Annotated in this window: 9 protein-coding genes; 5 read left to right on the forward strand and 4 right to left on the reverse strand. The window is 64.5% G+C overall.

All coding sequences use genetic code 11. From position 1 onward, the window contains the following. Positions 1–322 precede the first annotated feature (322 nt). Positions 323–1,753: a ribosome biogenesis GTPase Der gene (der, locus tag JVX98_RS27490; RefSeq protein ID WP_192446952.1), complete on the forward strand. Its 1,431-nt coding sequence runs from the start codon at positions 323–325 to the stop codon at positions 1,751–1,753. Between the two features lie 72 nt (positions 1,754–1,825). Here the strand turns inward: der and JVX98_RS27495 are convergent, their stop codons facing one another. Further along, complete coding sequence (locus JVX98_RS27495) at positions 1,826–2,743, reverse strand: sugar kinase (RefSeq protein ID WP_205238114.1); 918 nt, start codon at positions 2,741–2,743, stop codon at positions 1,826–1,828. Positions 2,744–2,905: 162 nt separating this feature from the next. Between JVX98_RS27495 and JVX98_RS27500 the strand changes: the two genes are divergently transcribed. Together JVX98_RS27500 and aac(6') are read left to right on the forward strand one after the other, a co-directional pair. After that, on the forward strand, positions 2,906–4,537 hold the full coding sequence (locus tag JVX98_RS27500; RefSeq protein WP_205238115.1) for an alpha-glucosidase family protein: 1,632 nt from the start codon (positions 2,906–2,908) through the stop codon (positions 4,535–4,537). After that, positions 4,537–5,001 (forward strand): aminoglycoside 6'-N-acetyltransferase, encoded by a 465-nt coding sequence (gene aac(6'), locus JVX98_RS27505; RefSeq protein WP_205238116.1) that lies wholly within the window; start codon positions 4,537–4,539, stop codon positions 4,999–5,001. The genes JVX98_RS27500 and aac(6') overlap by 1 nt, the downstream gene beginning before the upstream one ends. A 13-nt stretch (positions 5,002–5,014) precedes the next feature. Here aac(6') and ade read toward each other — a convergent pair whose 3' ends face one another. Continuing rightward, a complete protein-coding gene (gene ade, locus JVX98_RS27510) occupies positions 5,015–6,712 on the reverse strand; it encodes an adenine deaminase (RefSeq protein WP_205238117.1) in 1,698 nt (565 codons plus the stop codon). Between the two features lie 133 nt (positions 6,713–6,845). Then, the gene (locus tag JVX98_RS27515; RefSeq protein WP_043621123.1) at positions 6,846–8,171 is read right to left on the reverse strand and encodes an aspartate aminotransferase family protein; all 1,326 of its coding nucleotides are present in this window, start codon (positions 8,169–8,171) and stop codon (positions 6,846–6,848) included. 277 nt (positions 8,172–8,448) lie between these two features. On the opposite strand from JVX98_RS27515, the gene JVX98_RS27520 reads away from it, so the two are divergent. Continuing rightward, positions 8,449–10,701 carry a glycoside hydrolase family 9 protein gene (locus tag JVX98_RS27520; RefSeq protein ID WP_246764965.1) on the forward strand — a complete coding sequence of 751 codons (2,253 nt, stop codon included), beginning with the start codon at positions 8,449–8,451 and terminating at the stop codon, positions 10,699–10,701. A gap of 60 nt (positions 10,702–10,761) precedes the next feature. Further along, the gene (locus tag JVX98_RS27525) at positions 10,762–11,850 is read left to right on the forward strand and encodes a Gfo/Idh/MocA family protein (RefSeq protein WP_246765068.1); all 1,089 of its coding nucleotides are present in this window, start codon (positions 10,762–10,764) and stop codon (positions 11,848–11,850) included. 44 nt (positions 11,851–11,894) lie between these two features. Here JVX98_RS27525 and JVX98_RS27530 read toward each other — a convergent pair whose 3' ends face one another. Beyond that, a complete protein-coding gene (locus JVX98_RS27530; protein WP_205238120.1) occupies positions 11,895–12,926 on the reverse strand; it encodes a Gfo/Idh/MocA family protein in 1,032 nt (343 codons plus the stop codon). Between the last annotated feature and the right edge of the window lie 154 nt (positions 12,927–13,080).

The following is a 13,080-nucleotide window of genomic DNA, read 5'->3' on the forward strand; positions in this document are numbered from 1 at the left end:
ACCCCAGCGGGACGGGCACAGGGTGCAAGACCCTTTCGAATCAGCGCATGATCCCAATGTCGGTCTTGACCTTGGGATTGTGCGCTAAAGCGTTTAAAGCAGTTCCAGCAAAAGTGCGTAGCGGCTTGTGTCTGGAATTGCGTGAGACAAGACAAGCAGTCCCGACATGAGTGCGAGCGGTTGTACTCGGGAATGCCTGAACCATCAGACCGGAGTCGTTCCCAAGGGGGAACACTCCCGTGCCGCCTCACTGCGGCAAGGAACGAAATTAAGAGCGCTGCCGCCTTCGGCAGCGGCGCTCCAAGCGGAAACGGATAGATCCATGAGTTTCACCGTCGCCATCGTCGGGCGTCCCAATGTCGGCAAGTCCACCTTGTTCAACCGTCTGGTCGGCAAGAAGCTGGCGCTCGTCGACGACACGCCGGGTGTCACCCGTGACCGTCGCCCGGGCGATGCCAAGCTGATCGATCTGCGCTTCCGCATCATCGACACGGCCGGTCTCGAGCAATCCGGACCCGACACGCTGCAGGGGCGCATGTGGGCGCAGACCGAGGCCGCGATCGACGAAGCCGATCTTTCGCTGTTCCTGGTCGACGCCAAGGGCGGCCTGACGCCGGCTGACGAGACGCTTGCCGAAATGCTGCGCCGACGCGGCAAGCCGGTGGTGCTGGTGGCCAACAAGTCGGAAGCACGCGGCTCCGACGGCGGCTTCTACGATGCCTTCACGCTCGGCCTTGGCGAGCCTTGCCCGATTTCGGCCGAGCACGGCCAGGGCATGCTCGATCTGCGCGACGCGATCGTCGCTGCGATCGGCGAAGACCGGGCCTACCCGCCGGAAGATGACGTGGCCGAAACCGATATCGATCTGCGCCCGACCTTCAAGGACGAAGATGGCGAAGAGGAAGAGGCCGAGGCCTATGACGAGACCAAGCCGCTGCGCGTGGCAATCGTCGGTCGTCCGAACGCCGGCAAGTCGACGCTGATCAATCGCTTCCTCGGCGAAGACCGTCTGCTGACCGGCCCGGAAGCCGGCATCACCCGCGATTCCATCTCGGTCGAATGGGAATGGCGCGGCCGTACCATCAAGATGTTCGACACCGCCGGCATGCGCCGCAAGGCCAAGGTGCAGGAGAAGCTCGAAAAGCTCTCGGTCGCCGATGCGCTACGCGCCATCCGCTTCGCCGAAACGGTTGTCATCGTCTTCGACGCCACGATTCCCTTCGAGAAGCAGGACCTGCAGATCGTCGACCTCGTCCTGCGCGAAGGCCGGGCGGCGGTGCTTGCCTTCAACAAGTGGGACCTCGTCGAGGACTGGCAGGCGGTGCTTGCCGACCTTCGCGAAAAGACCGAGCGGTTGCTGCCGCAGGCCCGCGGCATCCGCGCGGTGCCGATCTCCGGCCACACCGGCTATGGCCTCGACCGGCTGATGCAGGCCATCATCGAAACCGACAAGACCTGGAACCGCCGCATCTCGACCGCGCGGCTCAACCGCTGGCTGGAATCGCAGACGATCCAGCATCCGCCACCGGCCGTGTCCGGTCGCCGCCTGAAGCTCAAGTACATGACCCAGGTGAAGGCCCGTCCGCCGGGCTTCATGATCTCCTGCACCCGCCCCGACGCGCTGCCGGAATCCTACATCCGCTACCTGATCAATGGCCTGCGCAACGATTTCGACCTGCCGGGCGTGCCCATCCGCATGCATTTCCGCTCGGGCGACAACCCGTACGAATCCAAGGCGAAGAAGCGCCGTTAAAGAACGAGGGCGGACAACCTACAGGTTTTCCGCCCTCATCTTTCCTACATCCTTGAACCGTGATCCTGCCGTTTAGGCCGCAGGCAGTTTTTCCTTGGCAACAAGCGCGCCGTGATGGCCGATGACGCTGGCAGCGACGCTTGCCGCAAAGGCGGCGGCCTGGGCTGGTTTGTCACCTGCCACCAGGCGGGCGACGAAGGCGCCGTTAAAGCTGTCGCCGGCGCTGGTGGTGTCGACGACGCGCTCGACCGGGGTTGCCGGCACATGCTCAACCGGGGCGTCGCCAAAGGCGAGCGTCACGCCCTTTTCGCCGTCCTTCACCACGATATTTGCGGCGCCGAGGCTCTTGTAACGGGCAATCGTCGCTTCGATCGAAGCATCGCCGAAATGGGTGATCTCGTCGTCGAAGCTCGGCATCACCAGGGTGGCTGCGCGGGCACCGTCGGTCAGCGTGCGGCGCATGCGCTCGGCATCGTCCCAGAGACGCGGGCGAATGTTCGGGTCGAAGACCACCGTCTTGCCCGAGGCCTTGGCGCGGCGCAGTTCCGACAGCAGCGTTTCCACCGCATCGGGGGCAAGGATCGCCAGCGTGATGCCGGAGAAGAGGATGAGGTCGGAGCTTTCGATCGCGCGTCTTAGGTGCTCGGCATCGTCGGCAAGCAGCTTGGCTGCCGAGTGCGAGCGCCAGTAGGAGAAGCTGCGCTCGCCGTCCTTCAGATGGATCATGTAGAGGCCGGCCGAGCGGTTCTCGATGCGGCGGACGGCAGACGTGTCGATCTGTTTCTCCGCCATGAAAGCCAGCATCTCGTCGGAGACCGTGTCGGTGCCGACGGCGGAGCAATAGCCGACGGTCCAATCGGCAGGCATGAACAGCCGCGCATAATAGGCGGCGTTGAAGGTGTCGCCGGCATAGCCCTTGCGCAAGAGCCCGCCTTCCGCCTGCATGAGTTCGACCATGCATTCCCCGATCGCAAGCATCTTACCGGCCACGTCTTTCCTCCCAACAGAATTCGCCTGAGACGGGATAAGGGTCTCGGTCGCTCTCGGCAAGTGATTGTTTCCGACCGCGTTCGTGACAGGCAGTACGGCGTTTACTCAGGTCTCCGGCAACGCTACACCTTTGTCTGACGGATCGTCTTCAAGGGGGCATTCATGGCGTCTCGGCAGGTATCGGGTGACGATTGGTGGCGCGGTGCGGTGATCTATCAGGTCTACCCGCGCTCCTTCCAGGATACCGACGACGACGGCATCGGCGATCTCAAGGGGGTGACCCTGAGGCTGCCGCATATCGCCTCGCTCGGCGTCGACGCCATCTGGCTGTCGCCGTTCTTTACCTCGCCGCAAGCCGACATGGGCTATGACGTCTCGGACTACTGCGACGTCGATCCGATGTTCGGAACACTCGCCGATTTCGACGTAATGCTTGGCGAAGCCCATCGTCTCGGCCTGAAAGTGATCATCGACCAGGTGATCTCCCACACGGCCGATCGTCATCCCTGGTTTATCGAAAGCCGCTCCAGCCGAACCAACGCGAAAGCTGACTGGTATGTCTGGGCCGATCCGAAGCCGGACGGCACGTCGCCCAACAACTGGCTGTCGATCTTCGGCGGGCCGGCCTGGGAGTGGGACGGCGTGCGCAAGCAATACTACATGCACAACTTCCTGGGCTCGCAGCCGGACCTCAACTTCCATAATCCCGAAGTTCAGGATGCGGTGCTCGATGCCGCGCGCTTCTGGCTCGATCGCGGCGTCGACGGCTTCCGCCTCGATACGGTGAACTTCTACTTCCACGACAAGCACCTGCGCGACAACCCGCCGCTCGTGCCGGATCCTGATGCCACCAGCAACGATGCGCCTGACGTGAACCCCTATGGCATGCAGGATCATCTCTACGACAAGAGCCAGCCGGAAAACATCGCCTTCCTCGCGCGGTTCCGGGCTTTGCTCGATCGCTACGAGGGCCGTATGACCGTTGGTGAAGTGGGCGACGGCGCCCGTTCGCTGAAGACCGTGGCCGCCTATACCAGCGGCGGCGACAAGCTCAACATGTGCTACACTTTTGACCTCCTGGGCCCGGATTTCACCGCGGCCCATATCCGCCGCTGCGTCGAGAATTTCCAGAAGGCGGTGACCGACGGCTGGGTCTGCTGGGCCTTTTCCAACCACGACGTGACACGCCATGTCAGCCGTTTTGCACATACCGAAGCGGAGCGGGAGAGGGTGGCGCGGCTGGCGATCACGCTGCTTTCTGCCTTGCGCGGCTCGATCTGCCTTTACCAGGGCGAGGAACTGGGACTGCCGGAGGCCGAGCTTGCCTTCGAGGACCTGCGCGATCCCTATGGCATCCGCTTCTGGCCCTCCTACAAGGGTCGCGACGGATGCCGCACACCGATGGTTTGGGAAGAGAACGCTGTGAATGCCGGTTTCACCGGCGGCAAGCCGTGGCTGCCGGTGCCCGGGGACCATCGGCGCCTGTCGGTTGACGCCCAGCAAGCCGGTGACACGGTGCTCGATCACTATAGGGCGACGCTCGCCTTCCGCCGATCGCAGCCTGCGCTCAGCGATGGCACGATGCGGTTCCTCGACACCAACAGTGACCTGCTCGCCTTTGTACGCGAGAAGGACGGCGAACGGATGCTCTTCGTTTTCAACCTCACCCGGGAACCCCTGGAGTTTCCGGCGCCCGCTGCGGTCGAGCCCCTGGAATTGCCCGGATATCCGGCGCGGCTGGAAGCCGGTAGCATCAGGGTTGCCGGACTGTCGGTCTTCGCAGGGAAATACTGATGCGCGTATTGTTGATGGATGATGAGGCCATCGGCCGCTGGGTCGAGATGCGTGTGGCGCTCTGGCCGGATACCCCCGCCGCGGATCATCGCGCCGAGGTCGAATCCTGTCTTGCGGAGGGCGACCGCTACGCCTCGTTTCTGTGCGAGGACGAAGCCGGCGTTGCTGCCGGTTTCGCCGAAGCGTCGATCCGCCACGATTATGTCAACGGCTGCGAGACCTCGCCCGTCGGCTTCCTCGAAGGCATTTACGTGTTGCCGGCCTACCGCCGCCGCGGGGTGGCGCGTGCCCTGATCATCGCGGTCGAACGCTGGGCGACGAGCCGGGGCTGCCAGGAACTCGCCTCCGACACGGCGACCGACAATCTGCGGAGCCAGAGCCTGCACATGGCGCTCGGCTTCGAGGAGACGGAGCGCGTCGTCTATTTCCGCAAGGAACTCTCGCCCGCCGCAGCCGACAACTGAGCACTGCGGCCAATCACCCGATCAGCATGAACTTGTCGACGTCGACCAGCCCGCGATCGGAGATCTTCAGATGCGGAATGACCGGCAGCGGCAGGAAGGCGAGTTGCAGGAAGGGTTCCTCCAGCGTTGCGCCAAGCGCGAAGGCGGCGTGGCGCAGGTGGTGCAGCGTGTCGCGCACGCTCTCGTAGGGTTCGAGGCTCATCAGGCCTGCCACCGGCAGCGCGATCTCGCCGGTCACCTTGCCATCCTCGACGACGACGAAGCCGCCCTTGATCTCGCCGAGCCGGTTGGCGGCGATCGCCATGTCCTCGTCGCTGACGCCGACGATGCAGATGTTGTGGCTGTCATGGCCGACGGTCGAGGCGATGGCGCCCTTCTTCAGCCCGAAGCCTTGAACGAAGCCGTTGGCATGGTTGCCGTTGACGCCGTGACGCTCGATGACGGCGACCTTGATGATGTCACGGCCGAGATCGACGCCGGTCTGGTTGCCGACCGCAGGCAGGCGATAGCGGCGGTGCTCGGTAATGATCTTGCCCGGCAGAACGCCGATGACCGACGTGTCGCCGTCAGCGACCGGAATGCCGAAGGCGCTGGCGTGCACGTGGCCCGCCTTGACACTGTCGAGCCCGACCGGGGCGATCGCATTGCGGGTGGCAAAGAGCGCGTCGGTGACGCGCCGGCCACCGGAAAACACCGTCTCGGCCTTGCAGTTTTCCAGGCTGTCGATGACCACGAGATCGGCGCGCCAGCCGGGGGCGACGAGGCCGCGGTCGCGCAGGCCGAAGGCGCGGGCGGCCGAGATCGATGCAGCGCGATAGATCGCCAGTGGCTCGACGCCGGCGGATATGGCCGTGCGGATCATGTGGTCGAGGTGACCCTGCTCGGCGATATCAAGCGGATTGCGATCATCGGTGCAGAGCGCCAGGTGCGGCGACAGCCGCTCGGTGATGATGGGCATCAATGCATGCAGGTCCTTGGATACCGAACCCTCGCGCACGAGGATGTGCATGCCCTTGCGCATCTTCTCCATGGCTTCTTCAGCGCTGGTGCATTCATGGTCGGTGCGGATGCCGGCGGCGAGATAGCCGTTCAGGTCCTTGCCGGACAGCAGCGGCGCATGGCCGTCGATATGCGCGCCCTGGAAGGCCTCGAGCTTGGCGAGGCAGACCGGATCCTTGTGCACCACGCCGGGGAAGTTCATGAACTCGGCAAGGCCGATGACTTTCGGGTGATGCCGAAAGGGCAGGAGCCTTTCGATCGGCAGGTCGGCGCCCGACGTTTCCAGATGTGTCGCCGGCACGCAGGAGGAAAGCTGGACGCGGATATCCATGATCGTTTCGAGTGCGGAATCGAGGAAATACTCGATGCCCTCGGTGCCGAGCACGTTGGCGATCTCGTGCGGGTCGCAGACGACGGTGGTGATGCCGAGCGGCAGGACGCAACGGTCGAACTCGTGCGGCGTGACCAGCGAGGATTCGATGTGTAGATGGGTGTCGATGAAGCCCGGCACGACGATGCGGCCGGTGATGTCGATTTCCTCGCGCCCCTCGTAGTTGCCGAAGGTGCCGACGATGCGGTCGCCCGAGATCGCGATGTCGGAGGCGACGAGTTCGCCGGTGACGAGATCGAAGAACCGCCCGCCCTTCAGGACGATGTCTGCGGGCTCGCGTCCGACGCCCTGATCGATATAGCGTTCCAGCGCTGCGGACATGAGGCAACTCCATTTCTTATGCGCGCCCCGGATGCTCTCTCGGTGGGACGACGCCTGGTATCATTGTTGCAGATAAGAGTAACCCTTCCCCCGTTGCCGGGGAAAGGGTTCTGATGGTCTCGGTGAGGCCCGCTTAGATATTGCTGTTGAGAACGGCGCGCAGCTTACCAAAGAGCTCGTCGATCTCGGCCTTGGATATGATCAGCGGCGGCGACAGCGCGATGATGTCGCCGGTTGTGCGGATCAGGAGGCCGCTCTCATAGGCCTTGAGGAAGGCGGAGAAGGCGCGCTTGGTCGGTTCACCGGCGATCGGCTGAAGCTCGATCGCACCGATCAGGCCCAGGTTGCGGATGTCGATGACATGGGGGCAGTCTCTCAGCGAGTGCAGGCCTTCCTCCCAATAGGGCGCAAGCTCGGCGGCACGGGTGAGAAGGCCTTCTTCCTTGTAGGTGTCGAGCGTGCCGAGGGCGGCGGCCGAGGCGATCGGGTTGCCCGAATAGGTGTAGCCGTGGAAGAACTCGATCATGTGCTCCGGGCCATTCATGAAGGCATCATGGATCTCGGAGGTGACGAAGACCGCGCCCATCGGGATGACGCCGTTGGTCAGGCCCTTGGCGGTGGTGATGATGTCGGGCTTGACGTCGAAATACTGCGCGGCAAACGGCGTGCCGAGGCGGCCGAAACCGGTGATGACTTCGTCGAAAATCAGCAGGATGCCGTGCTTGGTGCAGATCTCGCGCAGTTTCTGCAGGTAGCCCTTCGGCGGGATCAGCACGCCGGTGGAGCCGGCCACCGGCTCGACGATGACGGCGGCGATGGTGGAGGCATCATGCAGCGTGACGATGCGCTCGAGCTCGGTGGCGATATCGCCGCCATGTTCCGGCTCGCCGCGGGTAAAGCCATTCTGGGCCGGCAGATGCGTATGCGGCATGTGGTCGACGCCGGTCAGAAGCGTGCCGAACATCTTGCGGTTGGAGACGATGCCGCCGACCGAGATACCGCCGAAATTGACGCCATGATAGCCGCGCTCGCGGCCAATCAGGCGGAAGCGCGAGCCGTCACCCTTGGCGCGGTGATAGGCGAGTGCCACTTTCAGCGCCGTATCCACCGATTCCGAGCCGGAGTTGGTGTAGAGAACGTGGTTCATGCCCTCGGGCGCGATGTCGACCAGGCGGTTTGCCAGTTCGAAGGCCTTGGGGTGGCCGAGCTGGAAGGCCGGCGCATAGTCGAGTTCGCCCGCCTGCGCACGGATCGCCTCGGTGATCTTCGGGCGACAATGGCCGGCGTTCACGCACCACAGACCCGCCGTGCCGTCCAGTACCGTGCGGCCGTCATGGGTCGTATAGTGCATGTCCTTGGCGCCGACGAACATCCGCGGCTCCTTCTTGAACTGCCGGTTCGCAGTGAACGGCATCCAGAAGGCGCGCAGGTCGTTCGGCGTGTTAAGGCGGTTCGACATTCCAGTTCTCCTCGGTCTCTCTTGTCGTCCGGGCGGTGTTGCCGCCCATATTTTTTACCCTTTGGTCAAACTATCAGGGCTCCGGGGCGCGTCAAGCCTCGCGCCGGTGCGGCCGACGGGTCTTGGACGGGGCTTGGACGGGGCTTGGCAACAGCGAAATTTCGCCGCGCCGCCGGATCTTTTCTCAAGCTTAACTTGTTTGCGGCAACGCTCTGCTGCCATGGCTTGTCGGCTCCGTGGCGCCTTTTGGATGACCGGCGAGTTCGGAGTTGGAAACGTGTCGAGGTTCGGGATAGCACACGCGGCGATTGCCGTGCTTTTCCTGCCGGGCCTGGCAACGGGCGCCGAACTGATTGCCGACGGCCACTTTGACAAGGGACAGGATACGTTCTGGGTGAGTGACGGGCTAACGCTTGCGCGCGAGAAGGGCCGGCTGTGCGTCGAGGTTGCGCGGGGTGGCGAAGCCTGGAGCCAGCTCATCGGCACCAACGGCCTGACGCTCGAGCCCGGTCGCATCTACCGCCTGTCGATGAAGGTGCTCGCTGAGCCTGTGCGCAGCGTCCAGGCAAGGGTGCAGCGCGCTGCCGATCCCTGGACCACGGTGGGCGAATTCACGATGGAAGGCACGCCGGAGGGCAGCCTTTTTTCGGCGGAGTTCGCAGGCCAAGAACCGGACGAAGCGCAGCTCGTGTTTCCGCTTGGCGGCGGCGAGGGCGGCCGCGTCTGCCTCGACGACATCTCGCTGGTGGCGACCGGGGCCCGTTCGCCGGCAGCGCGGAGGGCGGCCGAAGGGCCAGCCATTCGCGTCAACCAGCTCGGTTATCTGACGGATGGTCCGAAGCGGGCGACCTTCGTCGCCGATGCGAAGCACCCCATCGATTTTCAGCTGCTGGATTCTGCGGACAGGATGGTCGGCAAGGGCAAGACGCAGCCCCATGGCTTCGATCCGACGGCCGGCGTCGAGACGCAGGTTGCGGACTTCTCGGCGTTCAAGACGCCGGGGGACGGTTATCGTCTCGTGTCCGGCGACTGGGCGAGCGACCGCTTCTCGATCGGCGAGCATCTCTATACGCGGCTGCGGGTGGATGCGCTGTCCTGGTTCTACCCGCAAAGAAGCGGGATCGAGATCAAGGGCGCGATCGCCGGCAAGGCCTATGCGCGGCCGGCCGGTCATGTCGGCGTCGCGCCCAACCAGGGCGACAAGGCGGTTCCGTGTCTTGGCGGCGCGCAGGCCGACGCGCTCTACGGCGGCTGGTCCTGTTCCTACCAACTGGACGTTACCGGCGGCTGGTACGACGCCGGCGATCACGGCAAATATGCGGTGACCGGCGCGCTGGCTGCCGCCCAACTGCTTGCCACCTACGAACGAGGCCTGACCTTTGCGCCGAAATCGGCGGTGACCCGCGACGGGTTGGCGCGCATTCCGGAAAACGGCAATGGCCTTCCGGACATTCTGGATGAGGCGCGTTGGGAGCTGGAATTCCTGCTGCGGATGATGGTCCCGGATGGGGAGCCGCTTGCCGGCATGGTGCACCATAAGATCCATGATACGGCCTGGACCGCCGCACCAATGCTGCCGGGCGACGACCCGCAGCCGCGCGCGCTTTACCGTCCCTCGACGGCGGCGACGCTCGATGTCGCGGCGGTGGCGGCCCAGGGCGCGCGTCTCTTTGCCGAGCACAACCCGACATTTGCCGCCCGGCTGCTTTCGGCGGCGCGCAAGGCGTGGGTGGCGGCCAATGCCAATCCCGCACTCCTTGCGCCAAAGTCCGACGGGTTCGGCGGCGGTGGCGACTACGACGACGACAGCATTTCCGACGAGCTCTTCTGGGCGGCGACCGAACTCTATCTGACGACCGGCAACGGCGAGTATCTCAAGACCCTGCGGGCCTCGCCGCTCTGGGGGGCGGATGTGCTTTCGCCCGGCGGCGCCTTCAACTGGCGCGATGTTGCCGGCTTCGCGCGGCTGCAACTCGCCCTTTATGGCAAAGCCTTGCCGGCGGCGGACCGCGAAGCGATCGGGCGTTCGGTGGTGTCGGCGGCGCAGCGCCTCTTGTCCGCGCAGCAGGCCGAGAGCTTTGGCATTGTCTACCGACCGGAAAACAGGCGTTACGACTGGGGATCGAACCAGCTGATGCTGCAGAACATCGTCGTGCTGTCGGCCGCCTATGATCTCTCCGGCGACAGGGTCTTTCTCGATGGCGCGCGCGAGGGCATGGACTACATCCTCGGGCGCAACGCGATGGGGCTTTCCTACATAACTGGCTATGGCAGCCGCTCGCCGCAGAACCAGCACAGCCGCTGGTATGCCCGTCAACGCGATCCGCAGTTGCCAAATCCGCCCGTCGGCTCGCTTGCCGGCGGCCCGAACTCGACCTTTGTCGACGACATCGCCAGGGAACGGCTGCGCGGCTGCGCGCCGCAGACCTGTTACGTCGACGATATCGAAGCCTATGGGTCCAACGAAATCGCCATCAACTGGAATGCGCCGCTCGTCTACGTTGCGTCGTTCCTGGCCGACGCGCGATAGGAGACTGAAAGCGTGACCGGGATTGCCTTTGTCGGAACCGGCTTCGTCGCCGACTATTACATGACGACGCTCGCCAACCATCCGGAGCTGCGGCTCGTCGGCGTCTGGGACCGCGATGCCGAGCGTCTCGACGCGTTTGCGCGCTACTGGAAGGTTTCGCCTCATGACTCGCTCGACGCAGTGCTTTCCGATCCGGCGGTGTCGATCGTCGTCAATCTGACGACGCCGGAGAGCCACTATACCGTAAATTGCAGGGCGCTTTTGGCCGGAAAGCACGTCTATTGCGAGAAGCCGCTGGCGATGACCGTGGAGGAGGCGAGCGAACTCGTCGACCTGGCGAAGGCCAAGGGGTTGCTGCTTGCCGGCGCGCCGGCCAATGGCCTCAGTGACGCGCAGGCGCTCTGCACTCGTCTGCTTGCGGACGGCGCCATCGGCACGCCGCGGCTTGTCTATGCCGAGATGGAAGATGGCCCGGTGTTCAAGGCCAACTGGCGCGCCTGGCGCAGCCGTTCTGGCGCGCGCTGGCCGGGCGTCCATGAATTCGAGGTCGGCTGCACGCTCGAGCATGCCGGCTATGCGGCAAGCTGGCTGGTCTCGCTGTTCGGCCCAGTCGCCGAAGTCAGCGCGGTCTCGGCGCTCACCTTTCCGGGCAAGGGGCCGGGAACCGAGACGCTGGCGCTCGGGCCCGATTTTTCCGTGGGTTGCCTGACGTTCCGCTCCGGTGTGACGGCGCGGGTCACCTGTGGCCTGGCGGCGCCGCGCGACCGCTCGCTGACGATCATCGGTGACAAGGGCATGATCTCCGTTCGCGATCTCTGGGACAATCGCTCGCCAATCCATCTGGAGACTTTCGGGGCGAAGCGGCCGCTTCTTCATCGCGGGCTCGACTGGCTGGAATGGAAACTTGGCCGCAAGCTTCCGCTTCGGCTCTATCCCGGAACGAAGATGCGTTATCGGACAGCGCCGGCGGCAAGGGCGCTTCCGGCCTTTCCGTCGCAGATCGATTTCGTGCGCGGCATCGCGGTACAGGCGCAGGCGATCGAACGCGGCGAGACACCGTTCTTCTCCGGCGCGACGGCACGACATCTGACGGAGGTGGTGTTGGCGCTCAACGGCGGCTGGCGGGACTATCGTCCGCTCGATCTCTAAGCGGCGCAGTGTCGGCACTGCTCCTGTTCCGTTTCGGCGCAGGCTTATCCGGCGTGAGGCGTCTTTGCGCGGATCGTCTCGATGATTTCCAGAGCCTTTATGCTGGCCGATAGCGGCATCGACGGATGTTCGCCGCGGCCCTCTAGAATGGCTGCGCTTGCTGCCTCGATTTCGAACTGCAGCCCGCTCCCCGGGAAGGGATTTTCATGGCGGGTGAGGCCGGGCAGGGGGAGATGCCGGGCCAGCCGGTGGGCTGCTTTTCCGTTGAAAGCCAGCAGCTTGCGCGCCGGTCCGCCGGTGGAAACGAAGAGGCGGCTTGCCTTCAGGAACGGCGCGTCGATGACCAGCGTGCCGCGCTCGCCCTCGATGACGAAGCGATTGTGGCCGTTTCGATCGAAGCCGCAGCCGAGCGCAGCGTCAAAGCCGCCATAGGTCAGCTTGATCTTGGCCGAAGTGTCGACGCCGGTCGGCGCGCGCTTCCACGAACCGTCGACGGACCGGGGCTCTCCGAACAGATTGAGGCAAAGGGCGATCGGATAGATGCCGAGGTCGAGCAGCGACCCGCCGCCGAGCGCCGGATCGAAGAACCGGCTGACGGCGTCGAACGGTTTCTCATAGGCGAGTTCCGCCCGGACATGGCGGATCGCGCCGAGCGTTCCGACAGCGAGCAAGTCGCGAACCCGCGATATCGCCGGAAGAAAACAGGTCCAGAGCGCCTCCATGGCAAAGGTGCCGCCGGCGGCGGTTGCGAGCGCACGCGCGTCGGCTGACGACGTCGTCAGCGGCTTTTCGACCAGCACGGCCTTGCCGGCGGCGAGCGCAAGGGTGGCCTGTTGGAGGTGCTCGGCATTGCGTGAGGCGATATAGATCGCGTCGATATCGGGAGCGGCCGCCAGTGCCTCGATACCCTGATAGCTGCGCAGGCCGCCGAAACGCGCAGCGAAGCTCTCGGCCTTCTGCGCGCTGCGGGATGAGACGGCGACAAGGCTCGCATGGGGTGCGAAGCGGAAGTCTGCGGCAAAACTGTTTGCGATCGTGCCGGTTCCGGCGATGCCCCAGCGGACCTTGTCACGCATATCCCGATGTCCGCTTTCCGGCTTTTTCTGTCGCGGCGCATCGTGCCCCGGAAGTCTCAAGGCTCGGTAAATGCCGGCGAGCGCCGGCACCTTTCACGTGCAAATCGGGAAGACTATCCGCCAAAGAATAAGCCCCGCGCGATTTCTCGTGTGG

Origin of the sequence: Ensifer sp. PDNC004 (genome assembly GCF_016919405.1) — a bacterium.
Classification (GTDB): Bacteria; Pseudomonadota; Alphaproteobacteria; order Rhizobiales; family Rhizobiaceae; genus Ensifer.

What these genes read in the sequence shown, in the direction of transcription:
- der (WP_192446952.1), top strand. Translation starts at nt 323, where the DNA reads ATGAGTTTCACCGTCGCCATCGTCGGGCGTCCCAATGTCGGCAAGTCC.
- JVX98_RS27500 (WP_205238115.1), top strand. Translation starts at nt 2,906, where the DNA reads ATGGCGTCTCGGCAGGTATCGGGTGACGATTGGTGGCGCGGTGCGGTG.
- ade (WP_205238117.1), bottom strand. Translation starts at nt 6,712, where the DNA reads ATGTCCGCAGCGCTGGAACGCTATATCGATCAGGGCGTCGGACGCGAG.
- JVX98_RS27515 (WP_043621123.1), bottom strand. Translation starts at nt 8,171, where the DNA reads ATGTCGAACCGCCTTAACACGCCGAACGACCTGCGCGCCTTCTGGATG.
- JVX98_RS27525 (WP_246765068.1), top strand. Translation starts at nt 10,762, where the DNA reads ATGACGACGCTCGCCAACCATCCGGAGCTGCGGCTCGTCGGCGTCTGG.
- JVX98_RS27530 (WP_205238120.1), bottom strand. Translation starts at nt 12,926, where the DNA reads ATGCGTGACAAGGTCCGCTGGGGCATCGCCGGAACCGGCACGATCGCA.